This is a genomic window from Pseudomonas saudiphocaensis (genome assembly GCF_000756775.1).
GTDB lineage: Bacteria > Pseudomonadota > Gammaproteobacteria > Pseudomonadales > Pseudomonadaceae > Stutzerimonas > Stutzerimonas saudiphocaensis.
Map to the genome: position 1 here is coordinate 1,946,847 of NZ_CCSF01000001.1, position 25,236 is coordinate 1,972,082.

Here is a 25,236-nt window from a genome sequence, read left to right on the forward strand (position 1 = left end):
GAGAAAGCCGCAAGTCTGGAGGCCGCCAGGGCCTGGCGTCCAGTCGCAAGGCCGGTCGAAAGAGTAAAACCGGGCATTCAAACGAGCCCGAGGGTGCGGCTCCCGCAGAAGCCGGCCACCACAGCAAACCCGCGGCGAAGCAGGCCACAGGCCTGCCCGCAATGCCTCCCTCGGGGCGTCGAGGCCGCCGGTTCGCTTATTCCTTGACCTGCATATATTCCTCGGCCCAGACCATGTATTCCTCGGCCGTCGAGTACTTGACCGACAGCTCGGAAGCGCTGAGGTCGGAGGCGTCGATCTGGCGCTGCTCACGCAGGCAGTCGTAGGTCGCCTTGATCGCGGCGAAGTAGGCGGCATGGCCGTTGACAACGATGCGCACACCCAGCGACGCCAGTCGGGCGTTGTCGCGCAGGTTCGGGTTGCCGTAGGTGACCAGCATCAGCGGCACGCTGAGTGCGGCAGAAACCTGTTCGAGCTGCTCGAAATCTTCGATGCCCACCAGACAGATCGCGTCGGCACCGGCCTTCTCGTAGGCCTGGGCGCGGGCAATCACTTCTTCCAGCCCGATCACCCCGGCGTTGGTTCGAGCGATGATGCACATCTCGGGATCGACCCGAGCCTCCAGCGCCGCGCGGATCTTGCCCACTGCCTCGAACATGCCGATCAGGTCGGTGGACTTGCGGCCGAACTTGGCCGGCAGCAGGGTATCTTCAATGGTCAGCGCAGCGATGCCGGCACGCTCCAGCTCGATCACGGTGCGCATCACGTTCAGCGCGTTGCCGTAGCCGTGGTCGGCGTCAGCGATGATCGGCAGCCGGGTTACGCGCCCAATGCGGGTGGCCTGTTCGACGAATTCGCTGAGTGTGATCAATGCAAAGTCCGGCGCTGCCAGTACCTGCAACGAGGCGATCGAGCCGCCGAGAATGCCCACCTCGAACTCGAGATCGGCAGCAATACGTGCCGACATCGGATCGAAAACCGAAGCAGTGTGGTAACAGCCATCCGAAGCCAGAAGCTTGCGGAAATCGCTGCGCAAGGTGTGATGAGAAACTCGCTGCATTTGTTATTTACCTGAATAAGCACACGCAAGGGTCGAATCGCCCTTGTTCGATAAGGGTTTGGAAGCTGGATTAATGACCTGAGGGCACATTGTCATTATTTCAATCACTTACGCGCCTGCTCTGCACACAGGCCACGGCAAAACCGCTGGCGATGATGATGGCCATGCCCAGCATCGCACCGGCGTCCGGCGCGTGACTGAACAGGATTAGCCCCACCACACCGGCAAAGATGATCTGCGCGTAGGTGAAGGGCGCCAGCATCGCTGCACTGGCAAAGCGGAAGGCATTGGTCAGCAGCAGGTGGCCGGTCATCGCCATGGCGCCCAGCGCAGCCATCAGCGCAGCATCCGCCAGGGTCGGCGTACGCCATTCCAGCAGCACCAGCGCGCTGGTCACCAGAGTGCCCACCAGGCTGCTGAGGAAATTGCTGGTCACCGGATGCTCGGTGCCAGCGAGCCGTCGTGTCAGCAACTGATAGAGGGTGAAACACACCGCCGCCCCAAAGGGCAGCAGAATCGCCGGGGTAAACAGCGCGCCACCGGGACGCACTATGATCATCACCCCCAGCAGGCCACAACCCACTGCCAACCACTGGCTACGGCTGACCGTCTCGCCCAGCATCGCCGAGGCAATGGTCACCAATAACGGTGTCAGGAAGATTACTGCCGTGGCCTCGGCCAAGGGGATGTAACGCAAGCCACTGATAAACAGAATGCTGATGCCCACCTGGCTCAGCCCGCGGAACAATTGCAGCCCAGGCCGCTTTGTACGGACCACCCGCCGCCCCATGCGCGGTGCAAACAGGCCTGCCATCAGGACGGTTTGCGCCAGGTAGCGCGCCCAGATGATCACCAGTACCGGATAGAACTGAGTCAGCTGCTTGGACAATCCATCATGGGTCGCCAACAACAGACACGCCCCCAGGATGAGCAGAACTCCAAGCAAAGGCTTGTTGGAGTTGTTCATAAAAGGGCTAGGGACTTAATTAGCATCCTAAGTATTGTGCCAGAAAATGCGGCTTTCGTCAGGGGCCGGCCAGTGGCACGGATGGGCAAGATGCCATGACTGTTTTATAGTCGCCGCCGCCCAGTCCCGGATCTTGCACTCATGCATACACCCTCGCTGACCCTCGAACGCATCTACCCACCGCAACTGGATGCCAACAACGAGGACGACCGAGAGACGCTGCGCATCCATCTGGAACGCTACGATTTTGCCGCTACCCGATTGACCGGCGCACGGGTGTTGGACATGGCCTGCGGCTGCGGTTACGGCAGCGATCGCCTAGCTGAGCTGAACCCGGACAAGACGATAGTCGGCGTGGATATCGACCCGGCCGCAATCGCCTTCGCCCAGGCGCATTACCAGCGGCCCAACCTCACTTATATCTGCGCCGATGCCGAAAGCTTTCGCAGCGAAGAAAAATTCGACTGCATCGTCAGCCTGGAAACCATCGAACACCTGCCGCGCCCGCGCCAGCTGATCGAAAACTGCGCCGCCCTGCTCGCCGATGGCGGTCAGATCATTGCCTCGGTGCCCGTCACCCCGACGCTGGACGGCAACCCGCATCACCTCCACGATTTCAGTACTCGCAGCTTCTTCGCCCTGTTCCGCCCCTACGGGTTACTGCCGCAGGAACGCTACGAACAGATCCAGTGGTGGCAGTTCAAGGGTCTGTTTCAGCGCCGCCCCAGCAAACTGCATCGCTCCGAAGGCGTCGGCAATGCGGTGCTGGCCTACTACCGCAAGAACCCGCTATACCTGCTGCGCCGGCTTGCCTCGATGCTGCGCTACGGTTTCAGCAATCGCTACCTGACCTGTCGCTTCCGCTCTCCCTCGGTCTGATCTTTGCCTTCGGTGTCTGCCGATAGCGTATGATCGGCGCTTTTTTGCGGGTCGCTTGCCGGCCCGATGCCGTTCGAGAGTGGTGAAATGTTCAGTTTCAGGACGATGCAGGCGAGTGATATCCCTGCCGTGATGTCGATTCAGGAACAGGTTTACGCCCCACAGCTGCATGAAGAAGAAGCCGTCATACGCGCCCGCCTGGCGGCCTGCCCGCAGCAGGCCTGGGTGGCCGAGGATGCCGACGGTGTCTGCGCCTATCTGTTCGCCTACCCCTCAAGACTCGGCCAGGTAACGCCGCTGGATGGTGACTTCCAGCCCCTTGCCGAAGCCGACTGTCTCTACCTGCACGATCTGGCCGTAGCCAGCCGCGCCGCCGGTCGCGGCATCGGCCCGGCACTGGTAAGGCACAAGCTGCAACGAGCCGGGGCGGCAAAGCTGCGCTACTCGGCACTGGTCTCGGTGCAGGACTCCCAGGGTTTCTGGTCACGCCTGGGCTTCGAGCCTGAGGAAAAACTCTCGGCGCCACAGGCCAGCAACCTGGCCAGCTACCGCATTCCCGCCGTATACATGGTGCGCAGCCTCGATACGCTGGCAAGCGCATAAAACACCGGAGCGGGATACCGACGTAGGGTGGAAGACTGCAAAGCATCTTCCACGCATCTGCGTCGGACACACCAAACGCGTAGACGTGCTCCGCGACGTCCACCCTACGAAACTGTAAGCACCGGAGCGGGAGATGGCGTAGGGTGAAAGACTGCGAAGCATCTTCCACGCGCCTGCATCGGACCACACCAAACGCGTGGACGTGCTGCGCGACGTCCACCCTACGAAACTGTAAGCACCGGAGCGGGAGACGGCCGTAGGGTGGAAGACTGCGAAGCATCTTCCACGCGTCTGTGTCGAACCACACCAAACGCGTGGACGTGCTCCGCGACGTCCACCCTACGAAACTGTAAGCACCGGAGCGGGAGACGGCCGTAGGGTGGAAGACTGCGAAGCATCTTCCACGCGTCTTTGTCGAACCACACCAAACGCGTGGACGTGCTCCGCGACGTCCACCTACGAAACTGTAAGCACCGGAGCGGGAGATGGCCGTAGGGTGGAAGACTGCGAAGCACCTTCCACGCGCCTGTGTCGGACCACACCAAACGCGTGGACGTGCTCCGCGGCGTCCACCCTACGAAACTGTAAGCACCGGAGCGGGAGACGGCCGTAGGGTGGAAGACTGCGAAGCATCTTCCACGCGCCTGCGTCGGACCACACCAAACGCGTGGACGTGCTGCGCGACGTCCATCCTACGAAACTGTAAGCACCGGAGCGGGAGACGGCCGTAGGGTGGAAGACTGCGAAGCATCTTCCACGCGTCTTTGTCGAACCACACCAAACGCGTGGACGTGCTGCGCGACGTCCACCCTGTGCCTTGATCAAGCCAAACGCTTAACGGAACGGCGGCTCGTCGAAGCTCCTCAGCTTGCGCGAGTGCAGCGAGTTGAGCTGGCAACGCAGCAGATCCAGGGCGGCGATGCCGATCTTCAGATGCTGGGTCACGGCTCGCTCGTAGAAGGCATTGGCCGAACCGGGCAGCTTGATCTCGCTGTGCAGGGGCTTGTCCGAAACGCACAACAACGTGCCGTAAGGCACCCGCAACCGGTATCCCTGGGCGGCGATGGTGCCGCTTTCCATATCCACCGCCACCGCGCGCGACAGGTTGATCAGCGGCCGTTCCTGCGCCCAGCGCAATTCCCAGTTGCGGTCGTCGTAGGTCAGTACCGTGCCGGTGCGCAGGCGTTTCTTCAGCGCCTCACCCTTGTCGCCGGTGACTAGTGCGGCCGCCTCCTGCAATGCCTGCTGCACCTCGGCCAGTGCCGGCAGCGGAATATTGGGCGGCAACACCCGATCGAGAATGCCGTCGCGACGCATATAGGCGTGGGCCAGCACGTAGTCGCCGATGGACTGCGACTGCCGCAGCCCGCCGCAGTGTCCGATCATCAACCAGCAATGCGGGCGCAGCACAGCCAGGTGGTCGGTGATGTTCTTGGCATTGGACGGGCCGACACCGATATTCACCAGAGTGACGCCGTGACCATCCTCGCTGATCAGGTGGTAGGCAGGCATCTGAAAACGGTGCCAGAGCACGCTGCCGATGATCGCCTGGGCCTCGCCCTCCTCCATGCCGCGCTCAATGATCACGTTGCCCGGCAACACCATGCGCACGAAACGGCTGTCGTCGCGCAGCATGTCCAGGCCATGACGAATGAACTGGTCGACATAGCGGTGATAGTTGGTCAGCAGGATCCAGGGCTGCACGTGACGCCAGTCGCTGCCGGTGTAATGCACCAGCCGCCGCAGGGAAAAGTCCACCCGCGCAGCATGGAACAGTGCCAGCGGATAGGGATCGGCGTTCTCCCAGTCATAGAGCCCATCGGCGATATCGTCGGTCGCCGCAGACAGGTCGGTACTGGGAAATACCCGCGCCAGCTCCGCCGCCGTCACGCCGCTACCGGACAGCTCGTCGCCCTGCTCGATCACGTAGGGATAGGGGATGTTGCGATCGCTGATGCCGACTTCCAGCTTGACGTTGAAATCCTCAATCAGCGGCTTCAGCTGGTCGAGCAGATAACCGCGAAACGCCGCCGGATGCGTCACCGCCACACTGTACACACCCGGCGCCTGCACCTTGGCATAGGCACGGGTGGACGTCGGCACCTCACCCTGACAGGCATAGGTCAGGCGCAACTCGGGATAACGGAACAGCGCACGCTCGGCGGCACTCGGCTCGGTGCGTGTAGCCACATAACGCTTAAGCGCATCATGTAGGGCCGAAGAGGCTTGCTGATGCAGCTCGGCAAGCCGATCCACTGCGGCTTCGGCGGTCGGAGCGGTAACAAAAGTAGAAGAATCGCTGGTCACGAATTGGGCTCCTGATTGCATTGCTTGCGGTCATCTTGCCTCGTTTTGATGGCAATGACATGTCCGCTGGCAAACCCTGCTGCCATCAGATCGCCAGATCGATCTGCTGCACGCTTCCCGCCTGACCATTCTCGAAAAGGAAGAATCCGGTGCTCCTCACCCGCCCTTCCAATTGCTGCTGGGCGATCAGGTCGAAGTCGCCATAGGCACGGGCGAGACCGATGGCGCCGACGCCGGCGGTGAGCAGGTCCACCAGTTCGCCCTTGCCCTGGGCATCCGGGCGCCACAAACGCAGCTGTTCGAAGATGCTGTCACCTTCGTCGATAAAGCCGTTGCCGTCTTCGTCATAGGTGCTCAGGTCGGCGAAGCCGTCACCGGAGAGGGCGCCGAACAGCTCGCGGCCATCGTCGATGCGGCCATTGCCGTTACGGTCCAGCGCCAGGAAGGCGCTGCCGGAGGCGAGACCGGCCATGCTGTCGCGCTTGCCATCGGCATCCAGATCGAAATCGACGCGCTTGGTGCCTTCCAGGCGTACCGGGCCGCCGTCCAGGTTGAGTACCAGCGGGTCCTTGAGGGCCGCCCCGGCACGTACTGAAACATTCGCGCTGCTGTACTGCATGCTGAGCATTTCCAGACTCAGCCCGTACTGGATGGTGCGGCCGTCGGCGGTGTTGACGGTTCCGCTGGCCGTGACGCTCAGCGACTCGCCGCGCCACTCCTGCACGCTGTACTGGTAGTTGAGGAAGTCGCCACTGCCGGCTTCGGCAGCTCCGGCAGCAGTTGCCGTTGCCACCGGCATGGACAATCCTTCGGCCAGCTTGCCCAGCGTCGCGTCGATCTCTTCCGCGCTGCGCCCCAGCACCACCAGAAGCATGCGGAGCTTGTGCAGGCTTTCCTCGTCGGGTGTGAAGTCGAAGCTTTGTGCCTCCTCACTGCCAGCTGCCGGAGCCGTCTGCGGCAGACCTTCGCCGAGGCGCTCCAGTTGCCGTTCGGAAAGCACCGGGCGCGCCTCGGCAAGCTGTACCTCGGCCCGGCTGGAGCTGCGTACTTCACTGCGCTCGTGATGGCTGAGTTGCAGGCGCTGGCTGCCGCGCTGCAGATCCAGCGTCTCGCTGACCTCGCGTCCAGCGATGAACTGCCGCTCGACGTTCAACCCAAACTGTTGACTCGAAATGATGTGCACTGCCTACCTCCTGCCAATGACATTATTTCGGCATCATTGAGCAAAAGTTGAGCAATAGAACGGGAGTTCGTGCGGCTGGCCGATGCCGCGGCCTGCTCGATCTTCTCTGCATCAAGGTGAAGCTTGCGAGACCGGCTTTTCTCCACGGGTTACGCAATAGGCGCACTGCGCTCCAGCAGCGCCTGAATATCCAGCCCCTTTGGCAAGGTCCCGTACTCGTGCCCCGCCCCCATCAACCGACTGGCGATAAAGGCATCACTGACTGCGGCGTTCCCCGCCTCCAACAAGAGTCCAGCCTGCAAGGCCACGGCGATATCTTCGGTGAGCTGGCGGGCGCGGTACTGCATATCGTCGGTGTCGCGCAGTGCCATACCCAGCCGCTCGACGTGCGCCTTGAGGCGCGCATCCCCATGCCCATCCCCGAGCTCGGCCAGCAGCGCATCGAGAACGCCCGGCTCCTTCGACAGGGCGCGCAACACATCCAGGCATTGCACGTTGCCGGAACCCTCCCAGATGGAATTGACCGGTGCCTCGCGGTACAGCCGCGGGAGGATGGTTTCCTCGACGTAGCCGGCGCCACCGAGGCATTCGCTGGCCTCAGCGATCATGTTCGGGGCGCGCTTGCAGATCCAGTATTTGCCGACGGCGGTGACCAACCGGGCGAACTTGCTTTCCTGCTCGTCAGTGGCGCTATCCAGCGCCTTGGCCATACGCAGGGTCAGCGCCAGCGCGGCCTCGCTTTCCAGTGCGAGATCGGCCAGCACATTGCGCATCAGCGGCTGTTCGATCAGCGCCCGCCCGCCGACGTGGCGGTGCGTGCAGTGATGCAGCGCCTGGGTCAGCGCCTGGCGCATCAACGAACTGGAGCCGATCATGCAGTCGAAGCGGGTCATGCCGACCATTTCGATAATGGTCGGTACGCCGCGCCCTTCCTCGCCGACCATCCAGGCCAGTGCGCCCCGGTACTCGACTTCACTTGAAGCGTTGGACCAGTTGCCCAATTTGTTTTTCAGCCGCTGAATCTGGAAGGCGTTGCGCGTGCCGTCCGGACGATGGCGCGGCAGCAGGAAGCACGACAGCCCCCTGTCCGTCTGCGCCAGGGTGAGGAAGGCATCGCACATGGGCGCTGAGCAGAACCACTTGTGGCCGACCAGTTCGTAGAGCTGCCCCGGCCCCCCTGAGCCGACCGGGTGCGCGCGGGTAGTGTTGGCCCGCACGTCGGTGCCGCCCTGCTTTTCAGTCATGGCCATGCCGATGGTGACACCGGCCTTCTGCTCCATGGGCACATTGCGCGGGTCATATTCGGTGGCGAGCACCTTGGGCAACCAGATGGCGGCGATTTCCGGCTGCAAGCGCAGGGCCGGAACGCTGGCGAAGGTCATGGTCAACGGGCAACTGCTGCCCGCCTCGGCCTGGTTGTGCAGGTACATCAGGCCGGCTCGGGCAACCTGGGCACCGGGTTGCGGATCAGCCCAGGGCAGCGAGGGAATCCCGTGTTCAATCCCTGTGCGCATCAGCTCGTGGTAGGCGGGATGAAAGTCCACCTGGTCGATACGATGGCCGTAGCGGTCGTGACTTCTGAACACGGGCCGATTTTCATTGGCGAGAAAACCCGCCGCCATCAGCGGGCCACCGGCCAACGCACCATAGGCGTCAAGCCGCGTTTCGGCCCAGCCGCCCTGATAACGGTGCACCCATTGCTGCAACGGCAGGTCGAGCCGATACAGGTTGGCGCCATCAAGCGGCGGCACCTGATTGGTTACTTCGTGGGTTTCGGCGTATGGATTCAGGCTCATGGCTAGCGTCCTCGGCGAAGAAGAAAAGCATCACGAAAGTGAAGCACGCAGGCAGATAATAAAAAGCGGGGTTTCAGCCAAAAGCCTGCGCCAGGGAGCCGGAGCGTGCGGGCCGCACCGGACGAATGGTGATAAGCTGCCACGTCTCAAAACTGGCCGGATCGGCCACTACCCCCCTTTATTCGGAGATCTTTCGATGACCGGCCCTTGCTCTCGTCCTGTCGTTCTCTGCCTCTCCGGTCACGACCCGAGTGGCGGCGCGGGCCTGCAGGCAGATATTGAAGCGCTGATTGCCCAGGGCTGCCACGCAGCACCGACCGTAACCGCGCTGACTGTTCAGGACACCGTGGACGTCAGCGATTTCCGCGTACTGGATCGCGAATGGGTACTGGCACAGGCCAATGCGGTGATTGCCGACCTGCCGGTTGCTGCCGTCAAGCTGGGCATGCTCGGCTCGGTGGAAATGGTCGAAACAGTGCTGGAAATCATGCAGAAGCTGCCTGGCGTTCCGCTGGTGTGCGACCCGGTGCTGCGCGCCGGAGGTGGCGGCGCGCTGGGTAAGAATGAAGTCGGCTACGCCATGCGCGAGCGACTGATGCCAGTAGCCGCCATCGCCACACCCAACCTGCCCGAAGCGCGCATCCTTGCCGAACTGCCGGAAGGTACTGCCGACGAATGCGCCGAGAAACTGCTGCCCTACGTGCGCCATCTGCTGATCACCGGCGGCCACGGCGAGGAGACCGAGGTGGTCAACCGTCTGTACTCACGCGACGGCAGTCGCCATGAATTCCTCTGCGAACGCCTGCCCGGCAGCTATCACGGTTCCGGCTGCACCCTGGCCAGCGCACTCTCCGGTCGCCTGGCATTGGGCGAAGCCCTTCCCAGCGCGGTCAGGACTGCTCTCGACTACACCTGGCGTACCCTGCGCGACGCCGAAGCACCCGGGCGCGGCCAGTACATCCCGCGCCGGTTGCCACTGGAGCTGAACTGAAAGGAGCGACTGCATGAAGGGCGTGAACAAACTGCGTGGCCTCTACGCCATCACCGACAGCAAACTGCTGGCCGACGGCCGCTTGCTGCCCTATGCCGAAGCGGCGCTCAAGGGCGGCGCGCGCCTGCTGCAGTACCGCGACAAGGTCGGCAGCGCTGCCACACGCCTGCGTGAAGCCGACGCGTTGCGCGAATTGTGCGAGCGCCATGGCGCCACCCTGATCATCAACGACGATGCCGAGCTCGCCGCACGGCTGGGCGTGGGCCTGCATCTGGGCCAGGAAGACGGTTCGCTGGCAACCGCCCGCGCCCTGCTGGGTGGCCGTGCGGTCATCGGTGCCACCTGCCATGCCAGCATCGAGCTGGCAGAGCAGGCTCGCCGCGAAGGCGCCAGCTACGTCGCCTTCGGCCGCTTCTTCAACTCCAATACCAAACCCGGCGCGCCCGCTGCCACGCTTGAACTGCTGGAGCAGGCTCGCCAACACGTCGCCCTGCCCATCGTCGCCATTGGCGGCGTAACCCTGGATAACGCCTCACAGCTGATCGCCAGTGGTGCCAGCCTGGTAGCGGTGGTCCACGCCTTGTTCGCTGCTGATTCGGCCAGTGAAGTTGAACGTCGCGCGCGCGCATTCAGCTCGCTGTTCGCCGCCGGCTGACCATCCTCATGACAGTCTCGGCTGCATCAGCACATCATTGATTCCTTTATTACCGCGAGGCCCAACATGTCCCGTTCCGAAATCCTCTTCGCCAGCGCCCAGAACCACATCCCCGGTGGCGTCAACTCGCCTGTGCGCGCCTTCCGCAGCGTCGGCGGCACGCCGCTGTTTCTCAAGCATGCCGAAGGCGCCTATGTAACGGACGAGGACGGCAAGCGCTACGTCGATTACGTCGGTTCCTGGGGCCCGATGATTCTGGGTCACAGCCATCCCGAGGTGCTCGACTCCGTACGTCGCCAGCTGCAACACGGCCTGTCCTACGGCGCACCGACGGCGATGGAAACCGAGATGGCCGAACTGGTCTGCAGCATGGTGCCGTCGATGGAGATGGTACGCATGGTCAGCTCCGGCACCGAGGCGACCATGAGCGCGATCCGCCTGGCCCGCGGCTACACCGGCCGCGACAGCATCATCAAGTTCGAAGGCTGTTACCACGGTCACTCCGACAGCCTGCTGGTCAAGGCTGGCTCCGGCGCTCTCACTCAGGGCGTGCCGAGCTCCGCCGGCGTACCCGCGGATTTTGCCAAGCACACCCTGACCCTGACCTACAACGATCTGGCCGAAGTCGAAGCCACACTGGCCGAGAAGGGCGAGCAGATCGCCTGCATCATCGTCGAGCCGGTCGCTGGCAACATGAACTGCGTGCCACCGGCACCGGGCTTCCTCGAAGGCTTGCGCAGCCTGTGCGACAAGCACGGCGTCGTGCTGATTTTCGATGAGGTGATGACCGGCTTCCGCGTCGCCCTCGGCGGCGCCCAGGCGCACTACGGCGTCACGCCGGATCTATCCACCTTCGGCAAGATCATCGGCGGCGGCATGCCCGTTGGCTGCTTCGGTGGCAAACGCGCCATCATGGAATGCATCGCCCCGCTCGGCCCGGTCTACCAGGCCGGCACGCTCTCCGGCAACCCGCTGGCGATGGCCGCCGGCCTGACCACGCTCAAGCTGATCAGCCGCCCCGGCTTCCACGCCGAGCTGACCGACTACACCAGCCGCATGCTGCAAGGCCTGCAGGATCGCGCCGATGCGGCCGGCATTCCGTTCGTCACCACCCAGGTGGGCGGCATGTTCGGCCTCTACTTCAGCGGAGCGGACGACATCGTCACCTTCGATGACGTGATGCAGAGCGATGCCGAGCGCTTCAAGCAGTTCTTCCACGCCATGCTCGAAGGGGGTGTCTACCTGGCGCCAAGTGCCTACGAGGCGGGCTTCACCTCCATCGCCCACGGCGAAACCGAGCTGCAACTGACTCTGGATGCCGCCGAACGAGCCTTCGCCACCCTCAAATGAGCCTGCTACCTGAACTGCTGCAAGCGGCGCTGCTGATGCTTTTCGCCTCAGCCAGCGCCGTCCGCATTGGCCTGGCCCGTCGCGGTTATGACGAACCACGACAACCCGCGCTGTTCTGTGCGCTGCTCGCCTTCGGGCTCGCCGCGGGCGTTGGCATCTGCGCAGTGGCGCGCCTGGCGCTCGGCCTCGACACCTTCGAGGCCGAACGCTGGCTGCTGCGGGCGACGCTATTGCTTGGTGTGCCGCTGATTGGCCTGGTTGCTCTGACATTTGCCCGGCGCTGGAGCTGGAGCCGCCCGACCTGGGGGCGCATCGTGCTCGGCTTGTGCGCCTTCTTCGAGCTGGCAAGGCAACTGGGTTGGAGCGATCCCTACGCACTGGCGCTCGGCCTGTTCAGCGGCCTACTGATCATTTATGCCGGCCTGCTGCAAGGGCCCGTACCCAGGCAAACCGCAGCCGGAATCCTGGGCGGCATGCTGCTACTGGCTTCCTTGCCCTGGACCGGACTGGCGATTGGCAGCAATCCGCTGGCTGACTACCAACAGCTTTGCCTGGCACTGGCCTGCCCGCTTATCGCCTGGCTACTGCTCAAACTGCCGCTCAGCGCCAAGGAGCAAAGCCTCGAACAGGCATAAAAATCTTGCCAACCAATGAAAGCCTTTGTAAGCAGGCAACGGCTTATCCATAATGTGACAGTCGGCTCGTTTTTACCGATATTTCAATCACCGCCCTGATCATCGAGGCGCTTTGATTCATGACTCGCACCGGCCGCAGCCTGGCTTTTGGCTGCTTGCTGCTACTCACCTCCCTGCCAGTCTTCGCGGGCGGCAACTCGCTGCTGATCCCCGCCACTTCCCGCTGCGCGCTAAATACCGCCCCTGAGGCCGTGCGAGAGGCCCTGGACGCCTGTGAGCAGGCCGCCAGCGCCGGTGACGTGCAAGCCAGTTACGAACTGGGCGAGTACCACTACGACGGCAAGCTGGCGCCTCGCGATCTTGCTAAAGCGCTGTACTGGTTCGAGCAGGCCTCATTGCAAGGCCATGCACTGGCGCAGCATCGCCTCGGGGTGATGTTCTTCCGTGGCGAAGGTGTACCGGCGAACAATGTACAGGCCTATGTGGTGCTGAAAATGTCTGCGGTCAATGGCGAGGAAGAAGCACTCGACACCGCCGACCGGGTCTCTGCAAAAATGCGTCGCGATGAGCTGGAGATTGCCACCCAGGTTCTCGGCCAGATCTTCCGTGGCTATCTGATGGAATTGCAGACAGCGGGGGAATAGCTTTTCTCGCCCTGCTCATCCCCATATAATGCCCGGTCATTTTTTGCACAACGCCGGCCCGTAACATGACCCGCAAGCTCTACATCGAAACCCACGGCTGCCAGATGAACGAGTACGACAGCTCGCGCATGGTGGATTTGCTGGGTGAGCAGCAACCGCTCGAAATCACCACCAACCCGGCCGAGGCCGATGTGATTCTGCTCAACACCTGCTCGATTCGCGAGAAGGCGCAGGAGAAAGTCTTCTCCCAGCTGGGTCGCTGGCGTGAACTGAAGCAGGACAACCCCGAGCTGGTCATCGGTGTGGGTGGCTGCGTAGCCAGCCAGGAAGGCGCCGCGATCCGCGACCGCGCACCCTATGTGGACGTGGTATTCGGCCCGCAGACCCTGCATCGCCTGCCGGAAATGATCGATGCAGCGCGTACCACCCAGCAACCTCAGGTGGACATTTCCTTCCCCGAAATCGAGAAATTCGACCGCCTGCCTGAGCCGCGCGTCGACGGCCCGACAGCCTATGTCTCGGTCATGGAAGGCTGCAGCAAGTACTGCACCTTTTGCGTGGTGCCCTACACCCGTGGTGAAGAAGTCAGCCGCCCCTTCGATGATGTTCTGGCAGAGGTGATCCACCTGGCCGAGCACGGCGTACGCGAAATCACGCTGCTGGGGCAGAACGTCAACGGCTATCGCGGCGCAACCCATGACGGGCGCACCGCCGACCTGGCCGAACTGATTCGCGTCGTTGCTGCCGTCGATGGCATCGACCGCATCCGCTATACCACCAGCCACCCGCTGGAATTCTCCGACGCCCTGATCCAGGCCCACGCCGAAGTGCCGGAACTGGTGAAATACCTGCACCTGCCGGTGCAGTCCGGTTCCGACCGAGTGCTGGCCGGCATGAAGCGCAACCATACGGCGCTGGAGTACAAGTCGCGCATTCGCAAACTCAAGGCAGCGGTGCCGGACATTCTGATCAGCTCGGACTTCATCGTCGGTTTCCCCGGCGAGACCGACAAGGATTTCGAGCAGACCATGAAGCTGATCGAGGAGGTCGGCTTCGACTTCTCCTACTCCTTCGTCTACAGCTCGCGCCCCGGCACGCCTGCGGCGGATCTGGCCGATGAGACCCCCGAAGAGGTGAAGAAGCAGCGCCTGGCAATCCTGCAGCAGCGCATCAACCAGCAGGGCTTCGAGCACAGCCGGCGGATGGCAGGCACCACTCAGCGCATCCTGGTCACGGATTACTCCAAGAAGGACCCCGGCATGCTCCAGGGCCGTACCGAACACAACCGCATCGTCAACTTCCGCTGCGACAACCCGCGACTGATCGGCCAGTTCGTCGACGTGCACATCGACGAAGCGCTGCCGCATTCGTTGCGCGGGACGCTGGTCTCCTGAACTACAGGGCCGAACTTGTTCGGCCCTGTATTTGCCTAACAAACTCAGCCCTACGGCAATGCCGCTAAGCTGCTTTTTCGCATTGCGCTGTTTTTTTTCGCCTACGGCGCTATTCTTCGTTTTCCTAACTGCCGAGCACGGTCAATCAAAAGCCCTTGAACGCCCCCACAGAACCTTTACGTTTTACCCTCGAACCCTTTGAAGCCAACCGCTTCGCCAATCTCTGCGGCCAATTCGACGAGCATCTGCGACTGATAGAACAGCGCCTGAAGCTTGAGATTCGCAACCGTGGCAATCAGTTTGAACTGGTCGGCCCGAGCGATATCGTCAAGTCCGCCGAACACCTGCTGCGCCGCCTGTACCGTGAAGCCAAGAACACCGAGCTGTCACCGGATCTGGTTCACCTGTTCCTGCAGGAGTCGGGCATGGAAGAGCTGGCCAACCCCTCTACCACGCCGAATATTTCTCTGCGCACCCGCAAGGGCAACATCCGCCCACGCGGCGCCAATCAGCAGCGCTATGTGCAGTCGATCCTGAACAACGACATCAACTTCGGCATCGGCCCAGCAGGCACTGGCAAGACCTATCTGGCTGTCGCATGCGCCGTCGATGCACTGGAGCGTGAACAGGTCCGCCGCATTCTGCTGGTGCGCCCTGCAGTCGAAGCGGGCGAGAAGCTCGGTTTCCTGCCCGGCGACCTGGCGCAGAAGATCGACCCCTACCTGCGCCCGCTGTACGACGCCCTTTACGAAATGCTCGGCTTCGAGCACGTCGCTCGGCTGATCGAGAAGCAGGTTATCGAGATCGCACCACTGGCCTATATGCGCGGGCGGACGCTGAACAACAGCTTCATCATCCTCGACGAAAGCCAGAACACCACCATGGAACAGATGAAGATGTTCCTCACCCGGATCGGCTTCGGCTCTACCGCAGTGATCACCGGCGACATCACTCAGGTCGACCTGCCGCGCGGCACCAAGTCAGGCCTGGGCCACGTGATGGAGGTGCTCAAGGACGTCAACGGCATCAGCTTCACTCATTTCCAGCCCAAGGATGTGGTCCGCCACCCGCTGGTCCAGCGCATCGTCGAAGCCTACGAGGCCTTCGAAGATCAAAAGCCCGGAACGCGCACATGATCGAGCTTGATCTGCAATACGCCACCAGCGGTACGGCGCCCGCCGAGGCGGATCTGCGACGCTGGTGCGAACTGGCGCTGCGCCAGCGTAGCGCCGACTCCGAGCTGACCATCCGTCTCGTCGATGAGCCGGAAGGCCGCGAATTGAACAGCACCTGGCGGCAGAAGGACTACGCCACCAACGTGCTGTCGTTTCCCGCTGATGTCCCAGACGGTTTGTTGGATATCCCACTGCTCGGCGATCTGGTCATCTGCGTGCCGGTGGTCGAACGGGAAGCGGCGGAACAGGACAAGTCACTGCAGGCGCATTGGGCGCATCTGGTGATCCACGGCTGCCTGCACCTGCTGGGCTACGACCACATCGAAGACGATGAGGCCGAAGAAATGGAAAGCCTCGAACGCCAACTGTTAGCTGAACTGGGTCATCCAGACCCCTATGCTGACGAATGACCCGCTTGGGTATTTATTAAAGGACCATTGAGTCAAGACATGAGCGAAGATCGATCGAGCAACGGGCAGAAGTCGTGGTTTGGAAAAATCACCCAGGCTTTTGCCCATGAGCCGAAAAACCGCGAAGAACTGCTGGAAGTTTTGCGCGGCGCCCACCAGAACAAACTGCTCGACTCCGAAGCCCTGGCAATTGTCGAGGGCGCCATTCAGGTCGCCGACCTGCAGGTACGCGACATCATGGTGCCGCGCTCGCAGGTAATGAGCATCCGGGCCGACCAGTCGCCGAGGGAGTTTCTGCCGGCGATCATTTCCGCTGCGCATTCGCGCTATCCCGTGGTTGGCGACAGCCTCGACGAGGTTATCGGCGTGCTGCTGGCCAAGGATCTGCTGCCGCTGATCCTGCAGGATGACCCGCACTCGAACTTCGACATCAAGGACCTGTTGCGGCCAGCGACCTTCGTTCCGGAGTCCAAGCGTCTCAACGTGCTGCTGCGCGAGTTCCGTGCCAACCACAGCCACATGGCCATCGTTATCGACGAGTACGGTGGAGTGGCTGGCCTGGTGACCATCGAAGACGTGCTTGAACAGATCGTCGGCGATATCGAGGACGAACACGATATCGAGGAAGACAGCTATATTCGTCCGCTGCCCAGCGGTGACTTCCTGGTCAAGGCGCTGACGCCCATCGGCAACTTCAACGAGTTTTTTCAGAGCGAATTCCCCGATGAGGAATTCGATACGGTGGCCGGTCTGGTCATGAACGCCTTTGGCCACCTGCCAAAACGCAACGAGGTGGTAGAAATCGAGCGTTTCCGTTTCCGCGTACTCAACGCAGACAGTCGCCGGGTGCATATGCTGCGGATTACGCGCTTGGCGGAAAGCCGCTGACAGTCCGTTGAATACCTGGGGTGGATGTCGCTTTTCACATCCACCACAGCGACCGGCCGACGGAACGATAAATGCGTTTCCCTCAACAAACCCACCTCCAGCGCTTTTTCTTCCCGTAGGAGTCCCGATGCACTGGATCACCCGCTCCGGCTGGCCGGGCAATCTGCTGGCGCTGGCCGCCGGCGCCCTGACCACTCTTTCCCTGGCGCCCTTTGATATCTGGCCGCTGGCTCTGGTTTCGGTCGGGTTGCTGTATCTGGGACTACGTGAAGCTGCGGGCAAGCAGGCAGCGGGTCGAGGCTGGTGCTATGGCTTCGGCCTGTTCAGCTCCGGGGTCAGCTGGGTGTATGTCAGCATCCATGACTTCGGCGCGGCACCACCCCTGCTTGCCGGCGCACTGACACTGGGTTTCGTCGCTGGTCTGGCTTTGTTCTTCGCTCTGCTGGGCTGGGTCTGGGCGCGCTGGCTACGCCAAGCTGCCAATGCGCCCCTGCTCGACGCGCTCGCCTTCGCCGCCCTCTGGCTTGCTCTGGACGCGCTACGCGGGTGGATATTGACCGGTTTCCCCTGGTTATACCTCGGTTACAGCCAGCTGGAAGGCCCACTGGCAGCACTCGCTCCGCTCGGCGGCGTCTGGCTGCTGAGCTTTGTGATCGTCCTGACGGCAGCCTTGCTCGTCCAGCTGCCGCGCCTGCTGCCGCAAAAAGCCGCGCTGGCTACGGCTCTGGTGGCACTGGTTGCTCTCTGGGCCGGCGCACTGGGCATCGGCCAGCACGCCTGGACCAGCGTCAAGGCCGCCCCAATCAGTGTTGCGGCCATGCAGGGCAATGTCGCCCAGAGCCTCAAATGGGACCCGCAGAAGCTGGAAATGCAGCTGCTGCTCTACCGCGATATGACCTTCCGCAGCCGCCCTGCCGACCTCATCGTCTGGCCGGAAACGGCGGTGCCGATCCTCAAGGATCACGCTGAAGGCTATTTGGAGATGATGGGCCGCTTCGCCGAGGACCGGCAGTCGGCGCTGATCACTGGGGTTCCGGTACGGCAACCAAACGCTGAAGGCGAGCTGCGCTACTACAACGGACTGACCAGCACCGGCGATGCTCAAGGCACTTACCTCAAGCAGAAGCTGGTGCCCTTTGGCGAATACGTGCCGCTGCAAGAGCTGTTGCGCGGGCTGATCGCATTCTTCGACCTGCCCATGTCCGACTTCGCCCGTGGCGAGCCGGGGCAGGCGCTGCTAGAGGCCAAAGGGTTCAAGATCGCGCCTTTTATCTGCTACGAAGTGGTATATCCCGAGTTCGCTGCCAGTCTGGCCGCGCAGAGCGACATTCTCCTCACCGTCAGCAATGACGCCTGGTTCGGACGTTCCATCGGCCCCCTGCAACACCTGCAGATGGCCCAGATGCGTGCACTGGAAGCCGGTCGCTGGATGATCCGTGCGACCAACAATGGCGTTACCGTGCTGATTGACCCCAAGGGACGTATCACCGAGCAGATTCCAGCGTTCGAGCAGGCTGTGCTCTACGGCGAGGTCACGCCCATGCAGGGATTGACGCCCTACCTGCAGTGGCGCTCCTGGCCATTAATCGGACTGTGCGTGGTGCTGCTGGGCTGGGCGTTGTGGCGACGGCAAAATGCCCTGCGTTGAGCTTCATCTGTGCCGGCACCCGTGCACTGCGCGGCTTGTGGTGGATGTAAAAAGCGGCATCCACCCTACGGCGCTGCAATGGCGCTCCTGGCCACTGATAGTGCTATGCACGGTGGTGCTGGGCTGGGCGCTGTGGCGACGAAGGAACGGCTAAACCTGGCGAGCAAAACCGCCCTGTAGGGCCGAACTTGTTCGGCCTTTTTGCACCCTTCTGGCCGAATAAATTCGGCCCTACAAACCTCTGGCCCGGAGTAACCGGAGGCATGATCCGACTCCCTAGCCCTCAGAGCCCGCTTGCCCTTACTCGGACCTTGCGTATAGCAACGGATAAACCAGCTGCCCCGCCGCCTCATTGAGCAGCATACCGTTCTGCCAGACGGCCCGGGTCTCCGGCAGCCAGCCGCCGAAGGGCCGGCCGTGGGGAACGCCGAGAAAGCCTACCGGCGCGGCGATGACTTCCAGGCCCTGCTGCTCAAAGCACCAGCGTGAACGCGGCATATGCGCAGCCGAAGTCACCAGCACCACCCGCCGGACGCCTGCGGCCTTGAGTATTTCAGCGCTGTACAGCGCGTTCTCCCAGGTGGTTCGGCTACGCTCTTCCAGCCATCGCACGGTGGTATCGAAATCCCGCTGCATGGCTTCCGCCGCCAGCAGGGCTTCGCTCGGCGGCTTGCCAAAATGCAGACCGCCGCTGGCCAGAACCGGCAGCTCCGATGCTTTCGCCAGACGCGAGGCATAACGCAACCGTTCGATGGCGATATGGCTGGGCTGGTCCGCCCCCCAGCCTGGATCAGCCTGTTCACGCCCAGCGCCAAGCACCACAATTGCCTGGGCCTGCATGCCCACACTGCTCCACTGCGCCTGCTCAAGCGCAGGCTCGGTTTCCAGCGCCCGCCCCGCCCATTCCACCGTAACCGGCAGGCTCATCAGCCAGAGACCGCCGAAACCCAGTACAAAGCAGCAGGCCGCCAAGCGTGGTGCACGTCGTCTAAGCCACCAGCCGACCAACAGCAACAACAACAGGCCGCCAGGCGGCAGGATCAACTGCTTGAAGAAATAGCGTATCGGCATGCGCGGCTCCTGCGTGGCGGAAGCTGCAACTCTACCCTTCAAGCCAGCGCACATACACCCGCAATGAAATCAGATTGCCACCAGGGTCTATTGCCGTTTCATCGCGTCCGCGCCGGCGCCTGTTTTTGTGCGAGACAAGGCACGAGGAGCGAAGTTTGGTCGTTCCAAATAAGCGACGAGGAACGCCGCCTCGCGCAAAAACAGGCCCGGCCCTTCGGATTGCGCTGAAACGGCAACAGACCCTAGTGTTTGGGATAGGTATGCAACCGCTGCCTCGCGCGTAGCAGTTGCGAGCCACAGGAAGCGCAGGCAGCCGGCCCGGCGCCTTCCGGCCAGCTCACCGTGGCGCTGCAGATCGCACATGTCAGCACCTGTCTCAGGGCCAGGGGAGCCTGCTTGCACGCCTTACCAGGATGCTGACGCAAGCTGCGCAACGTGGGTCGCGTAGCCTGACGAACGATCTGCGCCTGCTCTTCAGCGGCCGCGTGCCAGCCTGACAGCCAGCGCGCATCCTGCTGCAGATACGCCCGGATCAACTCAAACTCTGCTGGCGTCAGCCCGCCCACCTCCAGCTCCCCGCCGTTGTCCCCTGCAGCGTTTCCCGTTCGCTCAGCCTCCTCCAGGGCCAGCGTCAGCCGCTGCAGCACACGCCCATACAGGTTTCCCTCGTTCGCCCCGTGTTCTTCACTCATGGTTCACCTCTTTGTCCGTCCCGCCCCCTTGAGCAAAGGGTAGTTCAGGCTCAGCGCGCCGGCCTTGTACAAAAGGCGTAGCCCGGCGAACGGCAAATCGGGTTTCCCTCCGTGAACGGCGGTCATGTATGCTACGACGCTTCCACGCTTCCGCTTTCGGCCCGTTGCGCTGCTGCCTTTCAAGCCCGCTTCGCAGCCGCCGAGCCGTCGGAACGCCAGTCACCTCTCAACGCCAGTAGCCATGCACGAACAGTATCTGCCCCGTGAAATCGAAGCCGCCGCGCAATCCCACTGGGATGCGCAGAAATCCTTTGAAGTGAGCGAACAGCCCGGCAAGGACACCTTCTATTGCCTGTCGATGTTCCCCTACCCCAGCGGCAAGCTGCACATGGGGCACGTGCGCAATTACACCATCGGTGACGTAATTGCCCGCTACCAGCGCATGCTGGGCAAGAACGTCCTGCAGCCCATGGGCTGGGATGCGTTCGGCATGCCGGCGGAGAACGCCGCCATGAAGAACCAGGTGGCGCCGGCCAAGTGGACCTACGAAAACATCCAGTACATGAAGACCCAGCTGAAGAGCCTGGGCCTGGCCGTGGACTGGACCCGCGAAGTTACCACCTGCAAACCTGACTACTACCGCTGGGAGCAGTGGCTGTTCACCCGTCTGTACAAGAAGGGCGTGATTTACCGCAAGAACGGCACCGTGAACTGGGACCCGGTAGACCAGACCGTACTGGCCAACGAACAGGTGATCGATGGCCGCGGCTGGCGCTCCGGTGCGCTGATCGAAAAGCGCGAAATCCCCATGTACTACTTCAAGATCACCGCCTACGCGGATGAGCTGCTGGAGAGCCTGGACGAGCTGGACGGCTGGCCGGAACAGGTCAAGACCATGCAACGCAACTGGATCGGCAAGTCGCGCGGGATGGAAATCAGCTTCCCCTACGACGTGGCCAGCATCGGCAGCGAAGGCGTGATGAAGGTCTTCACCACCCGCCCCGATACCCTAATGGGTGCCACCTACGTGGCCGTGGCCGCCGAGCATCCGTTGGCGACGCTGGCCGCACAGAACAATCCCGAGCTGCAGGCATTCATCGACGAATGCAAGCGTGGCGGCGTCGCTGAAGCCGATATCGCCACCCAGGAAAAGAAAGGCCTGGCTACAACCCTGCGCGTACAGCATCCACTGACTGGCGAGCTGCTGCCGGTCTGGGTCGCCAATTATGTGCTGATGGGCTACGGCGAAGGCGCCGTGATGGCCGTGCCGGCCCACGATGAGCGCGACTTCGAGTTTGCCAGCAAGTACGGCCTGCCGATCAAGCCGGTGGTGCGCACCAGCGCTGGCGACGAAACACCGGCGCCCTGGCAGGACGCTTATGGCGAACACGGCGAGCTGATCAACTCCGGTGAATTCGATGGCCTGGATTTCGACGGCGCCTTCGATGCCATGGAAGTAGCCTTGCAGAAGAGAGGCCTCGGCCAGGCGCGCACTCAGTTCCGCCTGCGTGACTGGGGCATCAGCCGCCAGCGTTACTGGGGCTGTCCGATCCCGATCATTCATTGCCCGGATTGTGGCGACGTACCGGTGCCGGAAGACCAGCTGCCGGTCAAACTGCCTGAAGACGTCGTGCCCGACGGCGCCGGCTCACCGCTGGCGAAAATGCCGGAGTTCTACCAGTGCAACTGCCCGAGCTGCGGCAAGCCGGCCCGGCGCGAAACCGACACCATGGACACTTTCGTCGAGTCGTCCTGGTATTTTGCCCGCTACGCCAGCCCGAACTACGAGCAAGGCATGGTCGACCCGAAAGCTGCCAACCACTGGCTGCCGGTTGATCAGTACATCGGCGGCATCGAGCACGCCATCCTGCACCTGCTCTATGCACGCTTCTTCCACAAGCTGATGCGCGACGAGGGTCTGGTCAGCTCCAATGAGCCGTTCAAGAACCTGCTGACCCAGGGCATGGTGATCGCCGATACCTACTACCGCACGCTGCCCAATGGCGGCAAGGACTGGTTCAACCCGGCGGATGTGGAAGTCGAGCGTGATGCCAAGGCCAAGGTCATTGGCGCCAAGCTCAAGTCCGACGGCCTGCCGGTGGAAATCGGCGGCACCGAGAAGATGTCCAAGTCCAAGAACAACGGCGTCGACCCGCAGTCGATGATTGAACAGTACGGCGCCGATACCTGCCGCCTGTTCATGATGTTTGCCTCGCCGCCGGACATGAGCCTGGAATGGTCCGATGCCGGCGTCGAGGGTGCGAGTCGCTTCCTGCGCCGCGTCTGGCGTCTGGCTCATGCCCACATTAGTGCCGGCCTGCCAGGCGCGCTGGATCTGTCTGCCCTGAGTGATGCGCAAAAGGCCGTGCGCCGCGCCACGCATCTGGCCATCAAGCAGGCCAGCATCGACGTGGGCCAGCACCACAAGTTCAACACCGCCATCGCCCAGGTGATGACACTGATGAACGTACTGGAAAAAGCCCCGACCGCCACTGAACAGGACCGCGCGCTGCTGCAGGAAGGCCTGGAGACGGTCGCCCTGCTGCTGGCACCGATCACGCCACATATCTGTCACGAGCTCTGGCAGCAGCTGGGCAAGCAAGGCGCGATCATCGATGCGCCCTGGCCGGCCGTGGATCAGGCTGCACTGGTGCAAGACAACCTGACCCTGGTGGTGCAGGTCAACGGCAAGCTGCGAGGCCAGATCGAAGTGCCGGCCAGCGCCAGCCGCGAGGAAGTCGAGGCCAGCGCACGTGCCAACGAGAACGTGCTGCGTTTCACCGAAGGCCTGACGATCCGCAAGGTCATCGTGGTGCCGGGCAAGCTGGTCAACATCGTCGCTAACTGATTTGCCGTGGCGCGTGGCGCCAGGGCTGGCAAGGGGATAACAGGATGATCAAACGCACTGTAATGATGACCGGCATGGTTCTGCTGCTGAGCGCCTGCGGCTTCCAGCTTCGCGGCACAGGCATGGACGATTTCGCCCTGGAGGAAATCAACCTGCTGGCGCGCAATAGCCATGGCGAAACGGTTCGTCAGCTTGAGCAGCTGCTGGAAAACAACGGCGTGCGGGTCCATCAAGGTGCGCGATACACCCTTGATCTGGTGCGCGAGCAGAACCGTCAGCGCACTGCCAGCTACACCAGCTCGGCGCGCAGTGCCGAATACGAGCTGACCAGCATTCTCGACTACCAATTCCGCGGCCCGCAGAACACCGTGCTGCTGGAAGACAGCATCGAAGTGCAGAAAGTCTACGTACATGACAGCAGCAACCTGATCGGCTCTGACCAGGAGGCCAATCAGCTGCGCAGCGAAATGCGCCGCGAACTGTTGCAGCAGCTGAACATGCGCATCAGCAGCATTACCCCAGCGCAACTCGACCAGTTGCAGGAGACCGCTGAAGCCCGTCAGCGCGCCGAAGCCGAAGCGATCGAAGCACAGCGCCAGCAGCAGACCCTGCAGCCACAGCAGTCGCCCGTCGAACAGCCGGCCCAATGAAACTTCGGGAGCCTCACGGCTCCCGACTTCGTAATCGACGATGAAACTCTCCCCCGCCCAACTCGGCAAACATCTGCAAGGCCCACTCGCGCCTGTCTACGTAGTCAGCGGCGATGAGCACCTGTTGTGCCAGGAAGCCTGCGATGCCATTCGCGCTGCGTGCCGCCAGCAGGAGTTCAGCGAACGCCAGGTGCTTAATGTCGAAACCGGCTTCGACTGGGGCCAACTCGTCGAAGCCGGCGCCAGCCTTTCACTGTTTGCCGAACGGCGCTTGCTGGAGCTGCGTATCCCCAACGGCAAACCCGGCGACAAGGGCGCCGCGGCGCTGATCGACTATCTGGCCCGCCCAGCCGAAGACACCGTGCTGCTGATCAGCCTGCCGAAACTCGACGGCAACACCCAGAAAACCAAATGGGCCAAGGCGCTGATCGATGGCAAACAGGTGCAGTTTGTGCAGATCTGGCCGGTGGACGCCGCGCAGTTGCCACAGTGGATTCGCCAGCGCCTGTCACAGGCCGGACTGGCCGCCGACCAGGAAGCGGTGGAACTGATCGCCGCCCGGGTCGAAGGCAACCTGCTGGCCGCCGCGCAGGAAATCGAAAAACTCAAGCTTCTCGCCGAAGCAGGCCAGGTCACGGCAGCAACCGTTCAGGCTGCCGTCGCCGACAGCGCCCGCTATGACGTTTTCGGCCTCATCGATGCCGTGCTGCTGGGCCACTCCGAACACGTGCTGCGCATGCTTGATGGCCTGCGCGGTGAAGGTGTCGAGCCATTGTTCATCATGACCATGCTTGCCCGCGAGGTACGCCAGCTAGCCAATATCGCGCTGCTGCACAGCCAGGGCACCCCACTCGATCGGGCCTTTAGTCAGGCGCGCCCACCCGTTTGGGACAAGCGTCGCCCGCTGGTCAGCAAGGCGCTGCAGCGCCACGATGCCAACGGCTGGCAAGCGCTGTTGATCAGCGCACAGCTGATCGACGAACAGATCAAGGGACAGGCTCCAGGCGATCCTTGGGCTGGGTTGGCCAATCTTTGTCTGCAGATGAGCGGACGGCGTATCGGGCTTTAGTACAGCAGGCCTGCGGCGCCATCCTCCGTGGGATCGCACTCATTTGATCTTTCCCGCTGGACATTTTTTGTTCAATGCCTATGATGCAGCCCGACAACCACCCCGGAGAGTCTGCCCATGGCAAAGAGTCGCAAGCGGCCAAACAAGGCCAAGTCACTGGTGGCACAACCCCTGTTCCGCAGCCGCCAGGAACAACCGAAAAAAGGCAAAGGCAGCTACCGCCGCGAAGCCTCCCAGTCCGACAACTGGGGGGCTTCTTTCCTTCTGGCAGCTTGAAAAGCCAAGCCCTCCAAAGCGTGCTAATGTCACCCACCGATGTCC

Annotated in this window: 23 protein-coding genes; 16 read left to right on the top strand and 7 right to left on the bottom strand. The window is 62.5% G+C overall.

Annotated features, from left to right (window positions below; all coding sequences use genetic code 11):
- Positions 1 to 196 precede the first annotated feature (196 nt).
- Both BN1079_RS09095 and BN1079_RS09100 read right to left on the bottom strand, forming a co-directional pair.
- A complete protein-coding gene (locus tag BN1079_RS09095) occupies positions 197 to 1,060 on the bottom strand; it encodes an isocitrate lyase/PEP mutase family protein (RefSeq protein WP_037023821.1) in 864 nt (287 codons plus the stop codon).
- Between the two features lie 100 nt (positions 1,061 to 1,160).
- The gene (locus tag BN1079_RS09100) at positions 1,161 to 2,027 is read right to left on the bottom strand and encodes a DMT family transporter (protein ID WP_037023823.1); all 867 of its coding nucleotides are present in this window, start codon (positions 2,025 to 2,027) and stop codon (positions 1,161 to 1,163) included.
- 141 nt (positions 2,028 to 2,168) lie between these two features.
- Here BN1079_RS09100 and BN1079_RS09105 point away from each other — a divergent pair, with 141 nt between their 5' ends.
- Together BN1079_RS09105 and BN1079_RS09110 are read left to right on the top strand one after the other, a co-directional pair.
- A complete protein-coding gene (locus tag BN1079_RS09105; protein ID WP_037023825.1) occupies positions 2,169 to 2,906 on the top strand; it encodes a class I SAM-dependent methyltransferase in 738 nt (245 codons plus the stop codon).
- Positions 2,907 to 3,011: 105 nt separating this feature from the next.
- Positions 3,012 to 3,509 (top strand): GNAT family N-acetyltransferase, encoded by a 498-nt coding sequence (locus BN1079_RS09110; RefSeq protein WP_037026729.1) that lies wholly within the window; start codon positions 3,012 to 3,014, stop codon positions 3,507 to 3,509.
- 834 nt (positions 3,510 to 4,343) lie between these two features.
- On the opposite strand, the gene amn is transcribed toward BN1079_RS09110, so the two are convergent.
- The 3 genes from amn to BN1079_RS09125 all read right to left on the bottom strand — a co-directional run bounded on the left by amn (position 4,344) and on the right by BN1079_RS09125 (position 8,795).
- The gene (amn, locus tag BN1079_RS09115) at positions 4,344 to 5,816 is read right to left on the bottom strand and encodes an AMP nucleosidase (protein WP_037023827.1); all 1,473 of its coding nucleotides are present in this window, start codon (positions 5,814 to 5,816) and stop codon (positions 4,344 to 4,346) included.
- Positions 5,817 to 5,901: 85 nt separating this feature from the next.
- Positions 5,902 to 6,999, bottom strand: coding sequence for a penta-EF hand family protein (locus BN1079_RS09120; protein ID WP_231850773.1), 1,098 nt, complete (start codon positions 6,997 to 6,999; stop codon positions 5,902 to 5,904).
- Between the two features lie 149 nt (positions 7,000 to 7,148).
- The gene (locus BN1079_RS09125; protein WP_037023828.1) at positions 7,149 to 8,795 is read right to left on the bottom strand and encodes an acyl-CoA dehydrogenase family protein; all 1,647 of its coding nucleotides are present in this window, start codon (positions 8,793 to 8,795) and stop codon (positions 7,149 to 7,151) included.
- Positions 8,796 to 8,991: 196 nt separating this feature from the next.
- On the opposite strand from BN1079_RS09125, the gene BN1079_RS09130 reads away from it, so the two are divergent.
- From BN1079_RS09130 to lnt, 10 genes are all read left to right on the top strand, one after another.
- The gene (locus BN1079_RS09130; protein ID WP_037023829.1) at positions 8,992 to 9,786 is read left to right on the top strand and encodes a bifunctional hydroxymethylpyrimidine kinase/phosphomethylpyrimidine kinase; all 795 of its coding nucleotides are present in this window, start codon (positions 8,992 to 8,994) and stop codon (positions 9,784 to 9,786) included.
- Positions 9,787 to 9,799: 13 nt separating this feature from the next.
- Positions 9,800 to 10,441 (top strand): thiamine phosphate synthase, encoded by a 642-nt coding sequence (gene thiE, locus BN1079_RS09135; protein ID WP_037023830.1) that lies wholly within the window; start codon positions 9,800 to 9,802, stop codon positions 10,439 to 10,441.
- 66 nt (positions 10,442 to 10,507) lie between these two features.
- Positions 10,508 to 11,791, top strand: coding sequence for a glutamate-1-semialdehyde 2,1-aminomutase (hemL, locus tag BN1079_RS09140; protein ID WP_037023831.1), 1,284 nt, complete (start codon positions 10,508 to 10,510; stop codon positions 11,789 to 11,791).
- The gene (locus BN1079_RS09145; protein WP_037023833.1) at positions 11,788 to 12,426 is read left to right on the top strand and encodes a hypothetical protein; all 639 of its coding nucleotides are present in this window, start codon (positions 11,788 to 11,790) and stop codon (positions 12,424 to 12,426) included. Before hemL ends, BN1079_RS09145 begins: the two co-directional genes overlap by 4 nt.
- Positions 12,427 to 12,545: 119 nt before the next feature.
- Positions 12,546 to 13,070 (top strand): tetratricopeptide repeat protein, encoded by a 525-nt coding sequence (locus BN1079_RS09150; protein WP_037023835.1) that lies wholly within the window; start codon positions 12,546 to 12,548, stop codon positions 13,068 to 13,070.
- A 65-nt stretch (positions 13,071 to 13,135) separates the two neighbouring features.
- Positions 13,136 to 14,464: a tRNA (N6-isopentenyl adenosine(37)-C2)-methylthiotransferase MiaB gene (miaB, locus tag BN1079_RS09155; RefSeq protein WP_037023836.1), complete on the top strand. Its 1,329-nt coding sequence runs from the start codon at positions 13,136 to 13,138 to the stop codon at positions 14,462 to 14,464.
- A 155-nt stretch (positions 14,465 to 14,619) separates the two neighbouring features.
- Positions 14,620 to 15,600: a PhoH family protein gene (locus BN1079_RS09160; protein ID WP_037023838.1), complete on the top strand. Its 981-nt coding sequence runs from the start codon at positions 14,620 to 14,622 to the stop codon at positions 15,598 to 15,600.
- A complete protein-coding gene (ybeY, locus tag BN1079_RS09165; RefSeq protein WP_037023839.1) occupies positions 15,597 to 16,049 on the top strand; it encodes an rRNA maturation RNase YbeY in 453 nt (150 codons plus the stop codon). Before BN1079_RS09160 ends, ybeY begins: the two co-directional genes overlap by 4 nt.
- Positions 16,050 to 16,088: 39 nt before the next feature.
- On the top strand, positions 16,089 to 16,937 hold the full coding sequence (locus tag BN1079_RS09170) for an HlyC/CorC family transporter (protein ID WP_037023840.1): 849 nt from the start codon (positions 16,089 to 16,091) through the stop codon (positions 16,935 to 16,937).
- A gap of 127 nt (positions 16,938 to 17,064) precedes the next feature.
- A complete protein-coding gene (gene lnt / locus BN1079_RS09175; protein WP_037023842.1) occupies positions 17,065 to 18,585 on the top strand; it encodes an apolipoprotein N-acyltransferase in 1,521 nt (506 codons plus the stop codon).
- A gap of 300 nt (positions 18,586 to 18,885) precedes the next feature.
- Here the strand turns inward: lnt and BN1079_RS09180 are convergent, their stop codons facing one another.
- Both BN1079_RS09180 and BN1079_RS09185 read right to left on the bottom strand, forming a co-directional pair.
- Positions 18,886 to 19,656, bottom strand: coding sequence for a YdcF family protein (locus BN1079_RS09180; protein WP_037023844.1), 771 nt, complete (start codon positions 19,654 to 19,656; stop codon positions 18,886 to 18,888).
- 242 nt (positions 19,657 to 19,898) lie between these two features.
- Positions 19,899 to 20,348, bottom strand: a complete 450-nt coding sequence (locus BN1079_RS09185; RefSeq protein ID WP_231850774.1) for a hypothetical protein — start codon at positions 20,346 to 20,348, stop codon at positions 19,899 to 19,901.
- Between the two features lie 241 nt (positions 20,349 to 20,589).
- Here BN1079_RS09185 and leuS point away from each other — a divergent pair, with 241 nt between their 5' ends.
- From leuS to arfA, 4 genes are all read left to right on the top strand, one after another.
- Positions 20,590 to 23,196, top strand: a complete 2,607-nt coding sequence (gene leuS / locus BN1079_RS09190; RefSeq protein WP_037023845.1) for a leucine--tRNA ligase — start codon at positions 20,590 to 20,592, stop codon at positions 23,194 to 23,196.
- Positions 23,197 to 23,240: 44 nt separating this feature from the next.
- On the top strand, positions 23,241 to 23,846 hold the full coding sequence (locus tag BN1079_RS09195) for an LPS-assembly lipoprotein LptE (protein ID WP_037023848.1): 606 nt from the start codon (positions 23,241 to 23,243) through the stop codon (positions 23,844 to 23,846).
- Positions 23,847 to 23,886: 40 nt separating this feature from the next.
- Positions 23,887 to 24,915, top strand: a complete 1,029-nt coding sequence (holA, locus tag BN1079_RS09200; protein WP_037023849.1) for a DNA polymerase III subunit delta — start codon at positions 23,887 to 23,889, stop codon at positions 24,913 to 24,915.
- Between the two features lie 117 nt (positions 24,916 to 25,032).
- Positions 25,033 to 25,191, top strand: a complete 159-nt coding sequence (gene arfA / locus BN1079_RS09205; protein WP_037023850.1) for an alternative ribosome rescue factor ArfA — start codon at positions 25,033 to 25,035, stop codon at positions 25,189 to 25,191.
- Positions 25,192 to 25,236: the final 45 nt, after the last annotated feature.